16 protein-coding genes and 1 pseudogene are annotated in these 20,252 nt (G+C 59.5%); 9 read left to right on the forward strand and 8 right to left on the reverse strand.

Going from position 1 to position 20,252, the window contains the following annotated elements; genetic code table 11:
• Window positions 1-464 precede the first annotated feature (464 nt).
• A complete protein-coding gene (locus tag ACTJK0_RS18460) occupies window positions 465-659 on the forward strand; it encodes a helix-turn-helix domain-containing protein (RefSeq protein ID WP_159629991.1) in 195 nt (64 codons plus the stop codon).
• Window positions 660-1,035: 376 nt separating this feature from the next.
• On the opposite strand, the gene ACTJK0_RS18465 is transcribed toward ACTJK0_RS18460, so the two are convergent.
• The 5 genes from ACTJK0_RS18465 to ndhA all read right to left on the reverse strand — a co-directional run bounded on the left by ACTJK0_RS18465 (window position 1,036) and on the right by ndhA (window position 7,003).
• On the reverse strand, window positions 1,036-1,410 hold the full coding sequence (locus ACTJK0_RS18465; protein WP_159629989.1) for a DUF948 domain-containing protein: 375 nt from the start codon (window positions 1,408-1,410) through the stop codon (window positions 1,036-1,038).
• 452 nt (window positions 1,411-1,862) lie between these two features.
• Window positions 1,863-3,140, reverse strand: coding sequence for a (S)-6-hydroxynicotine oxidase (locus ACTJK0_RS18470; protein ID WP_159629987.1), 1,278 nt, complete (start codon window positions 3,138-3,140; stop codon window positions 1,863-1,865).
• A gap of 71 nt (window positions 3,141-3,211) precedes the next feature.
• Entirely contained in the window at window positions 3,212-5,662 is a 2,451-nt protein-coding gene (gene ndhC, locus ACTJK0_RS18475) for a 2,6-dihydroxypyridine 3-hydroxylase subunit NdhC (protein ID WP_159629985.1), read from the reverse strand.
• A 1-nt stretch (window position 5,663) separates the two neighbouring features.
• Entirely contained in the window at window positions 5,664-6,155 is a 492-nt protein-coding gene (ndhB, locus tag ACTJK0_RS18480; protein WP_328699835.1) for a 2,6-dihydroxypyridine 3-hydroxylase subunit NdhB, read from the reverse strand.
• A complete protein-coding gene (ndhA, locus tag ACTJK0_RS18485; RefSeq protein ID WP_159629983.1) occupies window positions 6,152-7,003 on the reverse strand; it encodes a 2,6-dihydroxypyridine 3-hydroxylase subunit NdhA in 852 nt (283 codons plus the stop codon). The genes ndhB and ndhA overlap by 4 nt, the downstream gene beginning before the upstream one ends.
• A gap of 791 nt (window positions 7,004-7,794) precedes the next feature.
• Between ndhA and ACTJK0_RS18490 the strand changes: the two genes are divergently transcribed.
• Both ACTJK0_RS18490 and ACTJK0_RS18495 read left to right on the forward strand, forming a co-directional pair.
• Window positions 7,795-8,898 carry an IS110 family transposase gene (locus ACTJK0_RS18490; protein WP_159629981.1) on the forward strand — a complete coding sequence of 368 codons (1,104 nt, stop codon included), beginning with the start codon at window positions 7,795-7,797 and terminating at the stop codon, window positions 8,896-8,898.
• Window positions 8,899-9,322: 424 nt separating this feature from the next.
• A pseudogene (locus ACTJK0_RS18495) lies at window positions 9,323-10,102 on the forward strand (helix-turn-helix domain-containing protein); the annotation flags it as partial.
• Window positions 10,103-10,242: 140 nt separating this feature from the next.
• Here ACTJK0_RS18495 and ACTJK0_RS18500 read toward each other — a convergent pair.
• Both ACTJK0_RS18500 and moaA read right to left on the reverse strand, forming a co-directional pair.
• Window positions 10,243-10,509 (reverse strand): MoaD/ThiS family protein, encoded by a 267-nt coding sequence (locus tag ACTJK0_RS18500; RefSeq protein WP_159629977.1) that lies wholly within the window; start codon window positions 10,507-10,509, stop codon window positions 10,243-10,245.
• Between the two features lie 6 nt (window positions 10,510-10,515).
• Window positions 10,516-11,661 carry a GTP 3',8-cyclase MoaA gene (gene moaA / locus ACTJK0_RS18505; RefSeq protein ID WP_201302373.1) on the reverse strand — a complete coding sequence of 382 codons (1,146 nt, stop codon included), beginning with the start codon at window positions 11,659-11,661 and terminating at the stop codon, window positions 10,516-10,518.
• A gap of 272 nt (window positions 11,662-11,933) precedes the next feature.
• Between moaA and ACTJK0_RS18510 the strand changes: the two genes are divergently transcribed.
• Genes ACTJK0_RS18510 through ACTJK0_RS18535 form a run of 6 tightly spaced genes read left to right on the forward strand, consistent with a single transcriptional unit; the run spans window position 11,934 to window position 17,041 of the window.
• Window positions 11,934-13,223, forward strand: a complete 1,290-nt coding sequence (locus ACTJK0_RS18510; RefSeq protein WP_159629975.1) for a molybdopterin molybdotransferase MoeA — start codon at window positions 11,934-11,936, stop codon at window positions 13,221-13,223.
• A complete protein-coding gene (moaC, locus tag ACTJK0_RS18515; RefSeq protein WP_159629973.1) occupies window positions 13,211-13,720 on the forward strand; it encodes a cyclic pyranopterin monophosphate synthase MoaC in 510 nt (169 codons plus the stop codon). Before ACTJK0_RS18510 ends, moaC begins: the two co-directional genes overlap by 13 nt.
• A 59-nt stretch (window positions 13,721-13,779) precedes the next feature.
• Complete coding sequence (locus ACTJK0_RS18520) at window positions 13,780-14,301, forward strand: molybdenum cofactor biosynthesis protein MoaE (RefSeq protein ID WP_159629971.1); 522 nt, start codon at window positions 13,780-13,782, stop codon at window positions 14,299-14,301.
• A 52-nt stretch (window positions 14,302-14,353) separates the two neighbouring features.
• Window positions 14,354-15,157 (forward strand): molybdate ABC transporter substrate-binding protein, encoded by an 804-nt coding sequence (gene modA / locus ACTJK0_RS18525; protein ID WP_159629969.1) that lies wholly within the window; start codon window positions 14,354-14,356, stop codon window positions 15,155-15,157.
• Complete coding sequence (locus ACTJK0_RS18530; protein WP_159629967.1) at window positions 15,132-15,995, forward strand: ABC transporter permease; 864 nt, start codon at window positions 15,132-15,134, stop codon at window positions 15,993-15,995. The genes modA and ACTJK0_RS18530 overlap by 26 nt, the downstream gene beginning before the upstream one ends.
• Complete coding sequence (locus ACTJK0_RS18535; RefSeq protein WP_159629965.1) at window positions 15,992-17,041, forward strand: sulfate/molybdate ABC transporter ATP-binding protein; 1,050 nt, start codon at window positions 15,992-15,994, stop codon at window positions 17,039-17,041. Before ACTJK0_RS18530 ends, ACTJK0_RS18535 begins: the two co-directional genes overlap by 4 nt.
• A gap of 1,412 nt (window positions 17,042-18,453) precedes the next feature.
• Here ACTJK0_RS18535 and ACTJK0_RS18540 read toward each other — a convergent pair.
• Entirely contained in the window at window positions 18,454-20,250 is a 1,797-nt protein-coding gene (locus ACTJK0_RS18540; RefSeq protein WP_159629963.1) for a glycoside hydrolase family 3 protein, read from the reverse strand.
• Window positions 20,251-20,252: the final 2 nt, after the last annotated feature.

Raw genomic sequence — 20,252 nt, forward strand, 5'->3', positions numbered from 1 at the left:
GCAGGAACAGTTGAGGAAGTGGGCAGATCTCATGGCCACCAGTGGGCAGTTCTACTGGCCGTCAGTGGGCAATTTCGTGGCCGCCTATGGGCAGTTTTTCATGGCCGCTTACAGGCCGTCTCCTGCAACTCGAGGAACTTGTCCCCTCCCCTGTGTTAAGCGCTACCGTAACGTTCCTTAGTGCTGCTGATGGCGTATCCAAGCCTGCATCCGAATCCAAAACGAACCCTGGTGTCAGCGATGCTCGAAAACTGAGCCATGTTGCGTGGGCTTGCCGTCTAGCGGTGGTTGCAACACCTGAGCGATTATGAGTTGCAATTGGGCCAGATGAAAGGACCGCCGAGGGGTCGATGCGCTCCACCGAAGATGGCTGCCCGGGCTCACTATGATCAGCTGATAAAACAGGAAATGGGCAATCCTGAAGCCTGCCGCATCGTGGGAACCAGCCGTAGTCCCGGCACTCGGTGGCGGCACGGCCAAACGGTCGTCTAAAAGTCCGGAGACATCAAGACGTACGCACCGATTTCACAGCAGCGGCCTGCAGGGATCTCCGCCGTCATCTCTCCGAGCCGGAACGGATTACGATTGCGGACCTACTGCATGCCCGGCGTAGCATCCGTGCCATTGCCCGGCAGCTCGGGTGCAGTCCGCTACCGTGAGCACGGAGATCAGCCGCAACCTTCACGAACCCTCTGGCAACTACCGTCCGCAGACAGCCCTGCGCAGTGCCGAGCGCAGAAGGAGTCGTCAGCGAACCGGGAAGATCGCAAGCAAAGTCCCGCCGTCGTCCGATCCAGGAGCTGTGGGCCTTCGTCTGGGAGCACCTCGAACAGCGATGAAGCCCCCGCCAGATCGGCAACCGGCTGTGTAGTGTCTTCCTGGACAGCCGGAATTGCACGTCGCGCCTGAGACCGTCTATAAGGCCCTGCACGGGCCGGGTCCGGTCTTTGTTGCATTCACTTGCCGAAGGGCAATGACTGCAATAAGCATGCCGGTTCCCAGCCAGATAAATCGGTTCATACTGGCCTCCGAACTTTAGCGGCTTCGTCGGCCTGTAGCCGGCCTAGGGTGTTTCGCTAAAGCGGTTCTGACACCATGGCTGAAAGCCGCCATTCTGATCAGGGGTGCCCCGACACTGGCCGTGATCAGGGAGGTCAAGGCGGAGAAGTTGGCACTAACATCAGAGACATTCGACGCAATGCCGTCCACTTTCCTAAGTTGTTGATTGGCGGTGGCCACAATAGCTGTGGCCCCATCCATTATCGGAATCGCACCGTCGCTCAACGACCTAATCGCAATTCGTACCTCGTCTAGTACCTGGCCGAGTTTCATGATCGGCACTGCAAGCAGTAGAACAAGGAGTGCAAAGACCCCAGCGGAAATCAGACCGGCGATAGCACCGATAGACATCAAATTCATCTCCTCGAAGTGAACGGGGTGAGCACAAACTGCCTGTGTATAGGAAAGGGATGTGAGGCATCGAATTTGTGAACCGGCGAGGTCCGAGGACGACCAGGCGAAGCAGCAACTCTCACGGGCGGAGGCAGTGGTCCAGTTCCTGCGGGGGCGCGGCAAGGCCCTGAGCAGGAAACTTGGCTACCAAACGGATAGCAGTGACCCTCCCTGGAGCAGGAGGATCATGAGGCGGGATCGGGGGCACCGTTGGGTTAGAGGATCACGCTACACCCAAACACCTAAACCTAATTTTTGATCCCGACAGAACGCCATCGGCCATCATTCCTGATGGCCGATGGCGTTCATGGGACCGTGCAACGGCATTCTTGTCAGCGTTTTTGGCCGGATGACTGCGCCGGCTGCGAGCGAACCATAAGCTCCGGGGAGAGCATCAGGAAGCCCTCGTTCTACGAACGCAGAATCGCGTTGACCGCCGAGTCAGCGGTTTCCAGCGCGCCCTCAATATATCCCGGGAACCCCAACGACACATCGGATCCTACAAAATAAACACGGCCTGCCGGTTCACCAAGTTCCTTGTGTACTCGACTGAACTGTCGTACTCGGGGTGAGACCCAGGGCCCTTCGAAAAGTGGGTCTTTGATCCAGTCGTGATAATCGATGCCGAGGACTTCAACCTCCGGTAGATAGTAGTGCACAGCGTCCTTGACAGCACTGAGATCGGTAGGATCGAAGGATCCCGAGTCGGTGAACGCCACCAACAGTCGTTCGCTTTCCGACACCTCGCAATAGTCGTAAAGCGTGGGAAAAATTCCGTCTCCGACGCATTCGATTCCCGCTTCCGCTCCCCGCACGTGAATCAGAATTTTAAGTCCGCGGCCACCGTGCCCTTCCTCAATTACTGACCGCCGGTTTTCAGGTAGGGCCGGGGTGAAAAGAATCCTCCGCCAAGTGTTCATTGGGGTAGCAATTACCACGGAACGTGCTTGGAAGGCGTCCCCGCTTTTGAGGGTCACATGCACTGCATCGCCTGACTGATCTATGCCGGTAACGACGCTCTGCATCCTGATTTCAGGAATGTCGTGGCTCATGGCGTCGACCAGGTCAGCTGAACCATTGGCAAATACTTCATCCAGCGAGAAAAGCACGCCGAGGATGCTGTAGTGATGTGCTGCAACAAGTTGCAACGCCCACAACGCGGATGACTGGTCAGCAGGCTGGCCCAGCATGTTCCACGCCCAGGCGAGCAAAAACTGCCTGGAAACAGGGGGCAGGTCGAGCCCGTCGACGTACTCGATGAGTGGGATGTCCAGGTCCTCAAGGTCCTGGTTCTCCAACCCCTTTTCCAGGTCAATTCTGTGCGCATCCCGCAGCAAAGTGTAGGTGGCTGCTTCCACTGCAACTGCTTCCGAACCGGGAATAGGAAATGCCTGATTCAGTGCGGTCGGGCCCAAACGATGCCTAAACGAGGTGAACTCGGTAGCAGCCGCCGTGGCAATTCCGTACCGGTCCAATTCGGCTGCCAGCCGCGGGTGATGCTTTCGGTGTAGGTACGCTCCACCTATCTCGACCTGCAGGTTGGGTACATTCCGGGACTCCCGGGAATACGCTCGCCCTCCAAGGCGGTCGCCCCCTTCAAGGAGAAGTACTTTTTTGCCTGCATTGGTAAGGTCGCGTGCTGCTTTCAGACCGCTAAAACCGCCGCCAACCACAATTGCGTCATACAAATTTTGCCTTCTTTCACATGTCCTGGACTTTGGAATTTGGGTCTGCAATCAGGGACGCACGCATGCTGTCCCTACTCCGTATCCATTGGGCCTCGATCGAGCGCGGGCACCCCTGCCCGATCCCACAGGTCTGACCAATCCTCCGGGCCTTCCAGGTCGACAATTCCCTTGGTGGCGCGGATAATTTTCTCGGGGGTTGCTGGAAGTTCATAGAGAACGGAACCAAAGGGAGAGAGTGCATCATTCACGGCGTTGAGTACGGCAGCCGGTGCCGAGATCAGACCAGACTCTCCCATCCCCTTCACGCCTGACGCTGTCATCACCGACGGGGTTTCAATGTGCCTGATTTCAAATGGGGGAGAAACATCCATCGTTGGCGTCTGGTAATCCAGGAAAGACGTTGTAGACAAGTTTCCTGAATTATCGTAGACAAGCTGCTCGAAAAGGCCCATGCCAATTCCTTGTATGACCCCACCGCGAATTTGGCCCTCTACAATTGTGGGATTGATGATAACGCCGCAGTCCTCGACGGAATAGACCTTTTCGACTGTTACAAACCCGGTGATGGGATCCAGTTCAACGATAAGGGCATGACCGCCGTTCGAAAACATGGGCCGGGATGTGTCCCATGCCTTAGTGAACTCCAATCCGGGTTCAAAACCGGCGGGCCACTTGGATGAGTCCCAGTAGACTGCCATGGCCACGTCGGCGACGCTCACTCGCGATTCCGGAGCCCCTACGATGGATGCGAAGCCTTCTTCCAAAACGATGTCTTCCTCAGAAGACTCGAGCATATTGGCAGCAACGGCAACCAGTTTTTCGCGAATGGCATGGGCTGCACGATTAACACATCCGCCGGCGATGACGGCTGCGCGGCTTCCAATGGTGCCGCTGCCATAGGCGCCCTTGGTGGAAGTTCCCGCATCGACGCTGATCGATTCGAAGGGGATGCCTAAGACATCCGCGGCTACCTGGGCTAGGGTCGTTTGGTGGCCCTGCCCCTGTGAATTCAAACCCGAGGTTATTGTCACCGAGCCGGTCGAATCCATTTTGACGGTTGCTGTGTCATGGAACACATCGGTTGCGCCATGGGCCTGCATCATGCCCGTGCTCTCGCCACTACTTTCGACGAAGACGCTGATTCCCAACCCCAGGTATTTGCCGTTTTTGCGGGCTTCTTCCTGTCGTTTGAGAAAGGCCGGGTAGTCGACCATTTCTTCCAAGGTGTTGATTACCTCAAGAAATGACCCCTCCTCGTACACGACCCCCTGGGGATTTGTCCACGGAAATTCTTTAACAACATTCTGTCTCCGGATTTCAAAAGGAGACACCTTCATCTGTCGCGCCAGATCATCCATAAGGGATTCCCGGGCGAGGGTTCCCGCCGTGTATCCAACCCCGCGGAAAGCGCCCATGGGGCACTTGTTGGTGACGGCCCCCTCGTAAACGTACTCCGCCGCTGGGATATCGTATATACCGGTGGGCGTGACGGCCGCGGTAGCCCAGCATTCCACAGCCATAGTCTGCGGGGGCATATGGTAGGCGCCTCCGTCAACTAAAGAATGGGTCCGAACCCCAGTTATTCGTCCCTCAGCGTTGGCGGCATATTGGATTGTGACGAACTGCTCGTGGGCGTGTGAACCGGCCAAAAGATTTTCGCGCCGATCCTCTACCCATTTTACTGGCGTCTTCAGGTGCTTCGAAGCGAGCGGCATGAGCATTTCTTCAGGGAATACGTGCGCTTTCTGCCCAAAACCGCCGCCGGTATCAGGAGAAATGACCTCGCTTCGTGACTCATCGAAACCAAGAAAGAGGCTCAGGCACATCTTCACGTAATGGGGCATCTGCGTTGACGCCCATAGCCTAAGCCGGTCCTCAGTCCATTCGTAGTCCGCTAGACAACCCCTCGTCTCCATAGGGGCGGCTGCCACCCGACCAGGGTGGTACAGGGCGGAAACGACATGCTCGGCATTGGCGAACGCCTCATCCACGTCCCCAAAGGTTGCTCTCCCGCGAATGCCCACATTGTCAGGGCGTTCGCCGTTTGCTACTGGGCCCCCTTGGATGGATTTGCGGGGGTCAAGCACGACTTCGAGGGGCTCGAGCTCGAGACCTACGAGATCACACGCATCTTCTGCTACCGCTCGCGAGTCTGCGACTATCAATACAACCGGTTCACCCACGTAACGTACGACGTCCTTAGCCAAGAGCGGCATGGTCATCGCTTCGCATCCCTCAGCCGTATATTGTGCCTCGATGCCGGCGCAGTACTTTTCGATGTCAGAAGCCGTCCAGACAAGGTGAACGCCAGGCATCTCTGAGGCGACCGACGTATCAATGCCCGTGATTTGAGCATGAGCAGCAGGGCTGCGCACGAAACAAGCATGCAACTGGCCCTCAACGTTGATGTCGTTCAGGTACTTTCCCCGCCCGGTAAGAAGTCTTGCGTCCTCAGTTCGTGGGACCCGCTTGCCTATAACGTTTCTTGTTATAGGAGGAGAGTAATAATGTGGGTTGTCCATTTTAGTTTCCAATCTGACCCGCTGCATCCAGGACAGCCTCAACAATCGTCTGGTAGCCCGTGCATCGGCATAAGTTACCGGAGAGGGCCTCGACAACTTCGTCTTTTGTCGGACTAGGGTTTGCGTCTAGCAACTCTGTAGCTGATATGAGGAACCCTGCCGTGCAAAAACCGCACTGGAGGGCATGGTGCTTTTTAAATGCTTCCTGAAGTGGGCTAAGGGCAGCGCCATCCGACAGGTCCTCGACGGTCCGTATGCTGCGTCCGTTTCCCTGGGCGGCAAGGGTCAGGCAGGACCGCACGGCAGCCCCATCCATGAGGATCGTGCACGCACCGCAAACCCCATGCTCACATCCGAGCTTGATGCCGGTGAGCTTTTGGTCATTCCTCAGGTGGTCGGCCAAAGTATCGCGCGCGTCTACTGCAACAGTGCGCCGACGTCCGTTTACTTCCACGTCTATTTCGACGCGTTCTGATGGGGATGATGATGTCACGTACGTGCTCCTGCTTCAACTATGGTGCGCCGAATCAGCTCCTGCACCAGGCCTTGGCGATATTCGGCCGAGCCGTGGATGTCTGAGATATACGAGAGCGATTTCGCTCCAGCTTTTGCGGCTACTTCTGCCCTTTCCGGTGACAGCTCTGATCCGTTGAGGACGTCTTCCGCCTCGGGCACTCGTTGGATTTTGCCAACAGCGGCTCCAACGGCCACCCGCGCATTTGAAATTTGTGAACCCTCAATCGACATTACGACTGCGACATTGGCGAGCCCATAGTCTCCAGATCGTCTAGCAAACTCCCCATAGCCCCATCCGTCGGGACGTGAAGGTAGCCAAACGTCAGTGATGATCTCGTCAGCGGCAATGCTCGTCATGTACGGACCGACGAACAAGTCATCGGCATCAATGGTGCGCCGTCCTCTTACACTTTGAACCTCCACCATTCCATTGAGGGCAAGCAATACGAGCGGCCATTCGCCCGCTGCATCGCCATGGGCCAAGGCTCCGCCCAAGGTCCCTCGATTCCTAATCTGGGGATGGGCTATGTGGTGGCCAGCTGCCACCATCATTGGCAGGTTCTTGGCAACGGCAGGGGAACTGACGATCGTTGCATGGGTGACCATAGGTCCGAAGCGGATGTAGTCTCCGACTTCCTCCAGGTCAGTCAGGCCAGGAACGTATCCCAGGTCTACAATGACGGACGGTTGGGCTAGGCGCATGGCCATGACAGGCAGCAGACTCTGGCCTCCAGCAATGATCTTGGAGTCCTCGTCAGCTGACAGTAGATCGCAGGCATCTTCAATTGATGCTGGTGATGCGTATCTGATATTAGGTAGTTTCATCCTTCACTCCCTCGAATGACCTTCATCTTCCCCTACCCGCCGTGACTTTTTGCATGGCATTGAAGGACAACTACATCCGACCTTTTGTCGAAGTGTGCACAAGGAACAACGCGCCCACCATTCCGGTCCTGGGCAGGGAAAAGGGTACGCAGGACAAAGGGTCCGTTTAGACGTCACGGACTGTTCCTTTAAACGACCGGGTGGGCACGCCCCTGCGTCCCCTGATTTTTGCAGGCAGCCTGTTATGTGCGCTGGCTATCGCGCATGAGCCAGAAACGCAAGCCCACGTGTGCTTCTTCGCATGCGTTCGCCGTCCAGGGGGCCGTAACTGTCTACCCCTGCACCAAATGCGAAGGTATGGCTACTGGTACTCCTGCGGCGGCACCTAACGAACTTCAGGTGTTCGCCATCCATTCGAAAGTCACCAGAATCCACGGGAGCAACTACCAATGTTCAGATCCCGACTCTTCATCACGGTTGGTACGCATCCACTAGACGATATGAGCAGGAGGTTGCCGGCTTAGGCGAAGCAGCTGTGGAGCTTCTGGACCCTTCTGGAGGTCCATTTTCGCCGGACCGTTTCCGGAGCGTCCAGCTTGGATCCTCTGTCCCTAATGACGGGTGGGGGGGTGGACGCTCCGGATCTTGTTCCGGCGCTGATGGCCCTCTGTCAGAAGGGCCCGGGAAATGTGGTCCAGGGGGCTGGAACCTCCTTTTCAAAGCAAGTCGTGGGTTGCCTGCCACACTTGGCGAACAGGTAGAGCCACATTTGAAATTTGGAGGTTCCAGCTATGTTCGAGCGTACAAGCGTTGGCCTGGATGTCCATGCCCGTAGTGTTGTGGCCTGTGCGTTGGACGGTCGGACCGGGGAAGTTTTCCGGCGCCGTTTGACGCCGGACCGGGATGAGATTCTTGCCTGGATCATCTCGCTGCCTCCGCCGGCAAAGGTCGTTTACGAGGCAGGTCCAACAGGTTTTGGCTTGGCCAGGTTCCTGCTTTCTGCCGGCATCGATACGGTGATTGCAGCCCCGTCGAAGCTTCAGCGCCCGTCCGGTGACCGGGTAAAGACCGATGCGAGGGATGCTCTGCATCTGGCCCGGTTGCTCAAACTCGGTGAGATCACGGCGGTCCAGGTTCCTTCGGTGGATCAGGAAGCGGCCCGGGATCTGGTGCGTTTCCGTGAAGATGTCCGCGGGGACCTGATGCGTTCCCGGCACCGCATTTCCAAGCTCTTGTTGCGACAGGGCATCGTGTATTCCGGCGGGCAGGCCTGGACCGGAACCCACGAACTCTGGCTCGCACGCCAGCGATTCGATTCTCCGGCCCGACAACTGACCTATGCGTCCTCGCTGGAAGCGATGCATGAGATCTCGGACCGCCGTGACCGCCTCGATCAGGCGATCGCCTCCATGGCCTATGCAAGCGAATACACGCCCATTGTCCGGTCGCTGCAGTGCCTGCGCGGGATATCTACGCTGACGGCTTTTGGTCTTGCCGTGGAGATCGGTGACTGGGACCGGTTTACCGGTTCAACGATCGGCGCATATCTGGGCCTGGTCCCGACCGAGCGTTCATCGGGGGCGTCCCGGTCCCAGGGATCCATCACGAAAACCGGAAACGGACATGCCCGCCGGCTACTCGTCGAAGCAGCCTGGCACCACCGTAGACCATACAACGTCTCGTCCCGGCTCATGCGCTCACGGTGGGAAGAAGCCAGTTCCCAGGCCCGAGCACGTGGCCATGCAGGGAACCGGCGCCTGCACGAACGCTGGATGATTTACCTCGAACGCCGCAAGCGGCCCGTCATCGCAAACGTCGCCATCGCCCGCGAGCTCTCCGGCTGGTGTTGGTCCCTCGCTACCGGAAGCCTGGAGACCACCCAAACAACTACCTGACTTCCGTCCCTTCACGGAACGGAACAGCCGGGACGCCAGCGATGGTGGGGTAATCGCAGCGCGTGGAGTAAACCCGCGATACAGCTATGGGCGCCCCCAACAGGGTATGCCCGATCTTCCTAGACCAGCGGTAGCCTCCAGCCGAACACATCGTCCTGCGGTAACCAACCCGCGCATATCAGTCTGACCGCGCCGTCGCCAACGACACGCTAACCCACACCAACGATCACCCCGGCAAAACAAAGGATGCAGTCCCACGGCCCAAAACCTTGGGACTGCATCCCCACGCTCTTGACACAAGAATTACATATCAGCTGTGTTACCCACGGACGTTGGTGACAGTCGGCATGGCATGGCGATATGAAGAAAACCTCCGAGTGGAGCGGGGCTTGTCTAGAGTCAAGTTCCACAATCGGAGGTCTTCGTGTCCCACCCTAACGCTTTCCTCGCGTCCTTGGGGCGGCTTGAGTTGGCGAAATGTATCGTCGATGATGGCTGGCCGTTGCGGCGCGCTGCCGAACGTTTGCAGGTTTCTGTGCCGACCGCCGCCCGTTGGGCCAAACGTTATCTTGAGCTTGGTCCCCAGGCGCGCGAGCTCGGCGCCAAGGGTATGGATGACCGCTCGAGCCGTCCTGCATCATCCCCGCAGCGGACACAACAGCGGGTCGAGCGGCGGATCATTGCCCTACGGGTGAACCGGCCCTGGGGGCCGGCCCGCATCGCTTGTTTGCTCGGGTTGCACCCGTCCACGGTCCACAAGGTCCTGTCCCGTTATCGTCTGGCGAGGCTGTCCTGTCTGGATCGGGCGACAGGACGAGTCATTCGCCGCTACGAACAAACAGCCCTGGAGCTCTCGTTCACGTCGACGTCAAGAAGCTCGGCCGGGTCCCCGACGGAGGAGGCAACAGGGCCGTGGGCCGGGCCAAGGGCTGGTCCAACCGCGGACACTGCTAAGGCCGCCCTAAACCCGGCTAGCCACATTCACACCGCCATTGATGACTACTCACGGCTCGCGTATTCAGAGATCCTCTTAGACGAGCGGCAGGACAACAACGCTGCCCGATTCTGGCAAGGGGGCAGCGCCTACTTTCAGGGCTACGGGGTCTCACCCCGCAGGGTGCTGACCGACAACGGTTCCTGCTACCGCTCACGGGTTTTCAACGAAGCTCTTGGTCCCGGCATCAAACACAAATACACCAGGCCAGTACAACTAGCTGAAGAACGATCGCCGCTACGACGACGTTGTACGTGTCGCACGCTGTCGAGAAGCCCGTGAAGCGCGCTAAGACCTTCAAGATTGGCAACACTGGGTTGCAGACCGGATGCACAAAAAGCTGAAGCGGCTCATCCGCCGGCAAACGGGGGAAGCACGTCAACCACATCGTTCGGACCTACAACCGTTGAGTGATCACGCACTGCAACTTCATTCAACAGGAGGCTGCTTCTTGCCAAAATATTGGTCAGAGGGGGAGTCCCTGCGGGAGGTTCCGGACGTTTTACGGACCGTATGGCCTTCAGGAGCCCTGCCACAGTCGTGCCGTCTGCAAGGTCGAACATTTCTTCCTCAAATCCGGCAGCAGCACGTGCGGCAGCAAAATAGCGTACGTTCATAAAGAGCTATCCTCCAATGGCGCTCATGCTGCGGTCCGGCTGGACGAAGTCCGGGGCGTCTAGTCCTACATGATCCATGCCATGAGCTTTTGGCTTGAGCCACATTGCATCCTGCCACCGCCGTGCGAGAGCCTCGTCTGAGGCGCCTGATCGCAGAAGACCCAGCAGGTCGAATTCCTCGCGGGAGAACAGGCAGCCCATGATCTTACCTTCGGCCGTGATCCGTGTCCGTCGGCAATCCGAGCAGAAGGGTTCAGTGACTGAAGCGATAATCCCCACTGTCCCAAGCGCCGGACGCACGTTCTGGCCCCCTGCCGACGAAGTGTCAGTCACCTCCGACCCAACTGCCCGACGCCGTACTTCGAAACGTTCCGCCGGCGCGCCCTCACGTGCCCGAGGATCCGGGGTGAGGACAAAGTCAGTGGACAGCAGCGTACGGATTTCGGCTGCTGTGATCATGTTGCGCCGGGTCCACCCGTGATCAGCGTCCAGCGGCATCTGCTCAATAAACCTTAGTTCGTAACCACGGTCAAGCGCCCACGCGAGCAACGAAGGAGCTTCGGCATCGTTGATGCCCCGCATCAATACGGCATTGAGCTTGACCGGCCCCAGTCCGGCGGACCACGCGGCATCCACCCCGGCCAGGACTTGGTCCAGGAAGGGCCGACGCGTCAGCTGGTTGAAGGTCTCCTCATGCAGCGAATCCAACGAGACGTTAATCCGGGTCAGCCCGGCAGCCTTGAGCGGGGCCGCTTTTTTGGCGAGCCCCACACCGTTCGTGGTCATTGAAATCGGCAGCTGAGGGTGGTTTCGCCGCAACTCGGCGATGATCCCCAGTAGATCGTGGCGGACCAGGGGTTCGCCTCCGGTCAGCCGCAGTTCGCGGATACCCAGGTTCTCCACACCGATCCGGACGATCCGTATAATTTCCGAGGCTGACATGACCGCCTGCTTGGATAGCCATTGGAGCCCCTCGGCAGGCATGCAATAGGTGCAGCGGAGGTTGCATTTATCCGTCAACGATAACCTCAGGTCAGTGGCGCGGCGCCCATACCGGTCCACCAGCGCGGCGCCTATGCCGGCAGGCCTTGACGCGGATACGGACAGCCCGGCATCCTCCCGGGGTTGCGGCATGCCTAGCTGGATACTCATGTCTTCAGGCTACGCGAAGCAGGGCAGGGGCCTTTGTGCTGGAACTGACAATTGCGGAAGCCAGTTGTGGCAAGTAGTTATAGCTGAAGCGTCGCTTTCCTGTTGGAATCACTTTGCACCCAGGAGGACCAGTTTGCGCAACACGATCGAACCTGGGGCGCACACGAGAACCAGAGAGATGCTTCCGCCAAAAGCTTCGTTGGAAAGAATAAGCAGGTTGGCGTGGCCGAGCAGGATTCACCAGACCGAAAAAGATCTCCCGGAGGCAGGACATGCAAAGGCAAGAAGAGCAGCTGACCGGACTGGGGGGCAAGCGTCCCGGCCCCCGGATCCTCGGAAGGTCTCTGCCGGAACATGAACATCGAAGTGTATCGACACACCTGCAGGCAATCCGGGACGTGCTCTTTCCGCTGTTGACCCCACCCCAGGTAGAGCGAATCCCCTTAATGCAAGCGTTGGGCCGTGGCCTGGCCGAAACCGTTAAGGCACCGGCAAATTTGCCACCCTTCACCAACTCCCAAATGGATGGCTATGCGGTTAAATCCCGCGACATCACTGACGGCCAAGGGAAATTGCGTGTGGTATCACCCGTCCCGGCAGGCACAGTACCGGCACCTCTGGCTGGAGGGACAGCTGCTCCCATCATGACGGGGGCCCTGCTACCCGATGGAGCTGATTCTGTCGTCCCCATTGAACGGGCAGCGCCAAACCACTTCCCTCCCCCTGGGTTGGATACGACAGTGTGGCTTCCTGAGACAGCTGCCGGTACGTTTGTCCGCGGCGCAGGGAGTGATATAGCTAAAGGCGAATGCGCACTGCCCGCCGGAACCGTGCTCGGTCCGCGCCAGCTTGGTCTGCTCGCCGCATTGGGTGTCACTGAAGTTGTTGTTACTCAAAAGCTGACTGTCCTGCTGGCCACCACCGGGGACGAGGTCCTTGAGCCCGGTGAGAAGCCCGAACCGGGCAAGATTTACGATGCAAATAACACGCTCCTGGAGTCCTCTATGCTTCAGGCAGGGCTCAACGTCGTCAGGGCAGGCATAGTCAAGGATGAGCCGGGCGCCCTATCGAAACTCTTGAAAATCCATGCCGCGCACGTCGACCTGATTGTTACCAGTGGCGGCGTGAGCGCGGGCGCCTACGAGCCTGTTAGGCAGACCATGACCGATCATGACGTCGAATTTTCCCACGTTGCCATTCAGCCCGGCGGTCCCCAGGGAGTCGGCACCTTCGAGGGCACTCCGATCCTCGCATTCCCTGGAAACCCGGTGAGCTGCTTTGTCTCGTTTGAGATGTTCCTGCGTCCGCTCCTGGGCGAAATGTTTGCTGCGCCGGCTCCCCGGCTCTCGTTCCGCGCACCCCTTTCGCATCCCTTAACGTCGCCCCCGAAAAAGCACCAGGTCCGGCGGGGTGTCCTCTTAGCGAACGGCACTGTTCGACTGGAAGGCGGCGAAGGTTCCCACTTGCTCGGAGCACTTGCTCGATCAAATGTCTTGGTGCACATCCCAGAGGGAATTTCGGAACTGGCGGAGGGATCAGAGGTGGAGGTATGGGCGGTTTGACGCTTGAAGGTTGGTCCGCGGGCCTCACCCACCTGCGCACGGACGGCACTGCCCACATGGTTGATGTTTCACAAAAAGTTGAGTCCAACCGGGAGGCAACAGCTACGGCAACAGTTCGTACGACTCGCGAAGTCCTGCTGCTGCTCTCATCGGAGGGATTGCCCAAGGGCGATGCCATGGCCGTCGCCCGGATCGCAGGCATCCTGGCGACCAAGAAAACGTCCGAATTGATTGTGCTGTGCCACCCCTTACCTGTTTCCAGGGCGACGGTCGACTTCGTACTGGGACCTGACAGCGTGCGGCTCGTTGCAACCGTTAAGACTAGGGGTGTGACAGGAGTAGAGATGGAAGCTTTGACTGCAGTAAGCGTCGCCGCCCTGAACGTTTACGACATGATCAAAGCCGTTGACAAGCACGCTGTTCTTACGGATATCCGGGTACTTGCCAAGACTGGCGGCAAGAGTGGGGACTGGTCTCTGAAAACCTCGGAGGAATAGGCGTGACTGGAGACACGAGTGGGCTTGACAGGCGACTACCGTTGAATGAGAGGACAGGAATGAGCACCGACCAACATACGGACGCAGGAGAAGCTGCCACCGCAGCGCAGACAACGAGGCAAGCCTTTGCCGTAGTCAATTGCGAGCTCAGCGATCAGCCCATCTCCGTCGAGGTGGCCACAGCGGCTGTGGATTCGAGCACGTCCGGAGCAGTAGTCAGTTTTTGTGGAGTGGTACGCAATCACGACGGCGGTAAGGCAGTCGACCGACTGACCTACACTGCTCACCCCACCGCACACCAGGCGTTGAAAAATGTTCTGGAAGCGGTCGCTGCCAAGTACTCGTCCGCTGATGAGGCGGAGGAAGTCGTTCCCGTGCGGATCTGGGCATCGCACCGGGTGGGAGCACTCGGAATTGGGGACGCGGCTCTCGTTTGTGCTGTAGCCGCGGGACACCGGGGACAGGCATTCGCTGTGTGCTCGGACCTGGTTGACCGCATCAAGAAAGAGGTGCCCATTTGGAAGCAACAGTTCTTCGCCGATGGGACCTTGGAATGGGTCGGTTCCGGCATAACAGGTTGATCCCATGCGAGCGTTTGGGTCAATCAAGCCGAGCCCTGAGAAGGACCATCACATGAACATTTTTCGCGTGCGCATCAGCCTGCTGCTGACCCCATGGGTCGTTGCAGCAGGACTGGCTGGCTGCGCTAACTCCGCCGATGACAAAGCCCCGGGCCCAGGTACCGGCACTCCCCCAACGATCACAGGCTCGGTGACCGTTTACGCCGCCGCGTCCTTAAAGTCTCCCTTCACCGAGATCGCCTCCAAGTTCGAGGCAGCAAACCCGGGCACTAAGGTTACGCTGAACTTCGCCGGATCCTCGGCCCTGGTCTCGCAGATTACCCAAGGCGCTCCGGCCGATGTTTTCGCCTCCGCCGATGTCAAGAACATGGCTGAACTTTCCGCTGCCGGGCTTATCAACGGAACGCCGACCAACTTCGCCACGAACGTCCTGACGATCGCGGTTCCATCAGTAAACCCGGCGTCGATTTCTTCCTTCGCAGATCTAGCGAAGCCGGGCACCAAAGTAGTTGTCTGCGCGCCGCAGGTTCCTTGCGGCTCCGCCACGGGGAAGGTGGAAAAGGCTACGGGAACAACCCTGAAGCCTGTCAGCGAGGAATCCTCCGTCACAGACGTCCTGGGCAAGATCACCTCCGGGGAAGCCGACGCTGGCCTTGTCTACGTCACCGATGTCAAGACCGCCGGTGGCAGGGTCAAGGGCATCGCTTTCAGCGGGTCCGACCAGGCTGTGAACACTTATCCGATCGCTGCGGTAGGAACAAGCGCGAACAAGGATCTGGCCAACGCGTTCATCGGCATGGTTACGGGAAGCGAAGGCAGGAAGGTCCTCGGTGACGCCGGTTTTGGTGCCCCGTAAGAAGGCCTGGTCGGGCAGCAGGACAAATCGACAAAACACCGGTTACACAGGGCTCCCTCCGTGGGTTTTCGCCCTTGCAGCAGCAGGAGGCCTGTTTGTCCTGCTGCCGCTTGCCGCAATGGTGTTCAGGGTCAACTGGGCGCACTTCATCCCGCTCATCACATCGGAATCCTCGCTCACGGCGCTTGGCCTCAGCCTGCGGACGGCTGCGGCCAGCACGGTGTTGTGTGTCGTCTTCGGGGTGCCGTTGGCCCTCCTTCTGGCCCGCTCCAGCTTCCCGGGCCAGCACCTGCTGCGGGCGTTTGTGTTGCTACCCCTCGTCCTGCCGCCCGTGGTCGGCGGCATCGCGTTGCTCTATACGTTTGGCCGTCAGGGACTCCTCGGGAAGAGCATGCAACTGGCTGGGATCCAAATCACGTTCTCCACCACCGCCGTCGTCCTCGCCCAGACATTCGTGGCGTTGCCGTTTCTGGTGGTCAGTCTCGACGGAGCTCTCCGTACCGCCGGCACCAAGTATGAAGCCGTCGCAGCGACGCTTGGTGCCCGCCCGAGCACGGTGCTGCGCCGGGTCACTCTCCCGCTGGTCCTGCCCGGTCTTGCCTCCGGCGCCGTGCTGTCCTTCGCGCGATGCCTGGGCGAATTTGGCGCCACTCTGACCTTCGCCGGGAGCCTCCAAGGTGTCACCCGCACCCTGCCACTGGAGATCTACCTTCAGCGTGAAAGCGACGCCGACGCTGCCGTCGCCCTTTCCCTGGTACTTGTGGCGGTGGCGGTCGCGGTCGTCTCACTTTCCTTCCGGAATTCGGCGGCGCTGGCAGCGGATGCGGAATCAAGATGACCTTCAAACTCGATGCCGCCCTGCACGCGCGCAACTTCGACGTCTCCTTCACTTTCGGAGGCACAGAAACAGTAGCCGTGCTGGGTCCAAACGGTGCCGGCAAGTCGACGATGCTGGCAATCATCGCAGGGCTCATCCGCCCGGATAGCGGGAACGCGGCGCTAAAACAGAAGATGCTGTTCGAAATTGGCGACGGCAGGAACAACTTCCTGCCGCCGCACATGCGGGGAACCGCGCTGCTCGCACAGGAACCGCTGCTGTTTCCGCACATGAGCGTGTTGGAGAACGTAGCCTTCGGTCCGCGGGCTGCCGGCGCGGATCGGGCCAGTGCGCTTCAGACGGCTCGACTCTGGCTCGCGGAAGTAGAAGCGGTGGAGTTCGCCAACCGGCGGCCAGGCCAGCTTTCCGGCGGTCAGGCTCAACGCGTTGCCTTAGCGCGCGCGCTTGCAACGGAGCCCGAACTACTGCTCCTCGACGAACCCATGGCGGCCCTCGACATTCATGCCGCCCCCATGCTGCGCCGCCTTCTCAAGCGGATCCTCGCTACGCGCCGCACCATCATCATCACGCACGATGTCCTGGACGCGCTGATGCTCGCCGACCGCGCCATCGTCATCGAAGACGGGCGGATCACCGAGGAAGGCTCACCCCGGGAGATCCTGAAGAAACCCCGCGGCAAATTTGCTGCCGGACTGGCGGGCTTGAACCTGCTCTCCGGAACTATCACAGGCCAAGGGCTCACGTCCAATTGCGGGCTTGACATCAACGCACATCCCCAAGACGGAGCAGTCGTCGGCCAGGACGGCGTTGCACTCTTTTCACCGATCGCGGTTGCGGTCTTCCCGACTGCTGATCACGGTAGCCCACGGAACTCGTTCGCCGTCCGAATCACGGATCTGGAACCCCACGGCGATCATATCCGTGTCCACGCCGGAGGCCTGATGGCAGACATCACCCCGGCCGCTTCGGCAGACCTCGGGCTCATGCCCGGGATAACCGTCTACTTCGTCATCAAGGCTACGGCCATCACCGTTTACCCGGCATAGCACACAACGTTCGGGCCCATCTTCTCTGCGGTCGAGGTCTCGTCATGCCGGAATCGCGTGCGGTAGTTCATCACAAGGTGTACAGCAGTGGGTGTCCTGCCCTGATCCTTACCGGCCGACAAGCGCCGCCGGAGTTGGTCACGAAGACGTCCGGAGCAGGCAGTGTCCTGCAACGGTGGCCCTATTCCGGGGCAACCAGTCGAACAAGGAAAGACCAGACCGGACCGTTGCGGTTCTGCCCAGCATGCTAGAGCAGACAGGACCAGAGCGGCAGTGGTGTCGAATGGCGATCCGCCACGTTCGGCCAGAAGTTGTAAGGCCAGGTCAATGCCTCGGCGGTTCCGGGTGAATCGGTGGTTCCGTCTGACAGAGCCCTATTCACAGGACCGGCAGATTTTGCTGAAGATTTATCGGCTCCATGACACGTGCGTCAGTATCATCCAGTGGTCATAGGGTCCGGTACGGCACACCCCATTTTGATGGCCCCGCAGGGATGACCTGGAGAAGGTGAGGCGGATCGGGGCCTTGATTAAGCCCGGCGGCTACGTGGACAAGCCGATGAGGAGCCTCAATCGTTTATGTATCCGTTTCATCCAACTCCGTTCTCCCCGGCCCCACTCAGCGGGCATGTAAAAATCCGGGTCTGTGCCCCCGCGAGGAAGAAAGACCTCCTGAGCCTGGGGTGGGAACGGGGCAGCTGTCTTCGTATCGTTCGAACTCATGTAATCCTCCTTCGGCCCTCCTGCAGGGCGTTCTTGATGAACCTGTAGTCACAAGAAGGTTCTTGATCCGCATCGCTTCAACTCAGGAAGGCGTCCTTCCAACCAGCGACGGGTCCACGTTAGTCCAGCGCGGTCAGGGCGTCTTTAGACGCGCGAATCATATTTTTCGTTCTGGGGGTCCAGGAACCCCTTCACACCCCGCCGCTGACATGTTATGGGTGCTGATGCCGGGACACCGGGCGAACAAGGCCTGTGTGTTCCGGCATCAGGCACACAATACTCATCTTCCCTTCGTTCTGACCAGTGGGCAGGCAGCTATTGGGGTGGCTATCCCTCCGTAAATCTGGTCTCCTGTCGGCGCACGAAGTCGACAGGCACTGCTGGATGTGCCCGTACAACGTACTGACCCATCCCGATATCAGTGACCATGATCCCCATGTCGTTGCGCCGTGCGGCCTGAGTTACCAGTTCGATGGCGGCGTCTACCGTTCGTTCCCTTTCCGCGGCGCCTCCGGCGACTGTCACCTCGAGCATCCCAGGAGACCTTGAATCTTCGTTTTGGCCTGTGGATGGGTTGGTCAGCGCATTCGGCACCGCAGTTCCTAATCGTCCTTGTGAGGCCGGCGGGCAGGGCAACCCACCGACCTCACTTGCGTGATGCCCTTCGCGGGGCTGTGCTGTGGTAAACGTTTAGCGCGTGTTGAAGGTGTCAGGAGAAGCGTCGGCGGCTGACGGGATTTTTGGGCCCGCCTCGAGCTTTAGTCCGGAGCCGGCGCGGAAGAGCGGAACGGCCATGTCGAAGGGGACGTCTTCCCGTGAGGCCTCGACATCGGTCATGGAGGAGGGCAGGTCGAAGGGGAGGGTTCCCTTGAATGGGGCCCGTCCGGTGAGAGCATCGAGCAAGACCTTGTCACTGCAGCCGAAATCACCGACTATTGCTGCCGTGGCTCCGATGAATTGTGTGAGCACTGCCGGGCGTTCGAGGTATACCGAGAGGTACACCGGGGCGTGCGTGGCGTAGGCGCGGATGCGGTCGACGGTTTCCTGGGGGAACTCGAGGGTCCCGCCGTGGAAGAAGTCGCCGAGGGAGCCGCGGCCGGGTTCGAAGGGTGCATCAAGCCTGACCACAATCGCGTCGGAGGCCGTGATGTCGTCGGTGATAACCAGCTCGTCAGCAAGATCTTGGGCTGTCAGGCCGTCGAGATACACGCGGGTTCCTCCCGCAAGAGGTAGGGCCCCCTCCTCTGCGGAGATCAGCACAAGGGAGTCTCGTTGAGCAGCTACTCCCCGTTCGAGGAAGACCGGGGAGCCGCACACTCTGCGAGTGGTCTCCACGTCAACCCGGCGGTGTTCGAAAGTGCCGAGCCGGAATTTCTCGCGCAGGAGCCGACGCGCGGACTGGTCGATGCGTTCTTCTGTGATGCGCCCTGAGTCCACGAGTTCCTCGATCAGAAGGGGATTGCGGTCGCCTCCGAACTGGTCGATCCCGACGTCTATTGCGATGGCGGCGCGTTCCTTGGGTTCGAGGTGTTCCAGTCCCCAGCCGTTTGGACCGAACGTCACGTCGCCGATCTGCTCTGCCTCAAGCAGGTTCCAGTCGGTTACGACGATACCGTCGAAGCGGAGTTCCCGTCGCAGGATGTCGCGTACGACCGGAGCGTTGAACGCGAACCCGACTTCATCCCAGGATGTTCCGACAGGTTTGCCGTAGTAGGTCATGACCTGTGTCGTTCCTGCTGCGAAGGCGCGGCGGAACGGATCCATGTGCAGTTCCTGCATACCGCCCGGGTACACCTGTTCTGGATAGCGGGGATCGTGCGCGTCGTCGCCTCTTAACTGAGGCCCGGCGCCGGGAAAGTGTTTGACGACTGCAGCCACCGATTCGGGGCCAAGGTGGGGGCCTCCTCTGAGAGCCTCGATGAACGCTACGGTGAGTTCGGCCACGCGTTCAGGATTTTCGCCGAAGGTACCTGAGCCGCGGGACCAGCGCGGATCGCTGAAGATGTCGGCCATCGGTCCTAGGAGAACTCGGACTCCCATGGCCAGCAGTTCCTGGCGCATGGTGTCGGCGTAGCTTCGGACCGAATCGATATCGCCAATTGCAGCGATTCCGGTCGTCTCTGGCCAGCGCGACAGACTGCCGAGCGCCTGACCGGTGAACGGATTGCTGCGGAAGCCATGGCGGGGGTCAGTTGACAGGGTCACAGGGACACCAAGGCGTGTACTTTCCGCGATCTCCTGCAGCGTGTTGTGCCACGCAGCAACAGAGATGCTGTCTTCCCCGCCGAGGACGTTGAAGTGGGTGATGCCCGAACGGCCGACGTTCAGTTCGGCAGCGGCGAGGGCCTCGCTGTCCGTAAGGCCACCGCTGCCGGGGCTCGTAGAAGGGTGAAACATCAGCGCCGCCTTCTCAGCGACTGTCATGCGCGCCAGCAGATCTTCTGCCCGGCGTTCGGCGGGCAGGGCAGGGTCCAGATAATCGTTCACAA

Source organism: Paenarthrobacter sp. 22069, assembly GCF_052046035.1.
Lineage (GTDB): Bacteria > Actinomycetota > Actinomycetes > Actinomycetales > Micrococcaceae > Arthrobacter.

What these genes read in the sequence shown, in the direction of transcription:
- ACTJK0_RS18465 (WP_159629989.1), bottom strand. Translation starts at nt 1,410, where the DNA reads ATGTCTATCGGTGCTATCGCCGGTCTGATTTCCGCTGGGGTCTTTGCA.
- ndhC (WP_159629985.1), bottom strand. Translation starts at nt 5,662, where the DNA reads ATGGACAACCCACATTATTACTCTCCTCCTATAACAAGAAACGTTATA.
- ndhA (WP_159629983.1), bottom strand. Translation starts at nt 7,003, where the DNA reads ATGAAACTACCTAATATCAGATACGCATCACCAGCATCAATTGAAGAT.
- ACTJK0_RS18490 (WP_159629981.1), top strand. Translation starts at nt 7,795, where the DNA reads ATGTTCGAGCGTACAAGCGTTGGCCTGGATGTCCATGCCCGTAGTGTT.
- ACTJK0_RS18500 (WP_159629977.1), bottom strand. Translation starts at nt 10,509, where the DNA reads ATGAACGTACGCTATTTTGCTGCCGCACGTGCTGCTGCCGGATTTGAG.
- moaA (WP_201302373.1), bottom strand. Translation starts at nt 11,661, where the DNA reads ATGAGTATCCAGCTAGGCATGCCGCAACCCCGGGAGGATGCCGGGCTG.
- ACTJK0_RS18510 (WP_159629975.1), top strand. Translation starts at nt 11,934, where the DNA reads ATGCAAAGGCAAGAAGAGCAGCTGACCGGACTGGGGGGCAAGCGTCCC.
- moaC (WP_159629973.1), top strand. Translation starts at nt 13,211, where the DNA reads ATGGGCGGTTTGACGCTTGAAGGTTGGTCCGCGGGCCTCACCCACCTG.
- ACTJK0_RS18520 (WP_159629971.1), top strand. Translation starts at nt 13,780, where the DNA reads ATGAGCACCGACCAACATACGGACGCAGGAGAAGCTGCCACCGCAGCG.
- modA (WP_159629969.1), top strand. Translation starts at nt 14,354, where the DNA reads ATGAACATTTTTCGCGTGCGCATCAGCCTGCTGCTGACCCCATGGGTC.
- ACTJK0_RS18535 (WP_159629965.1), top strand. Translation starts at nt 15,992, where the DNA reads ATGACCTTCAAACTCGATGCCGCCCTGCACGCGCGCAACTTCGACGTC.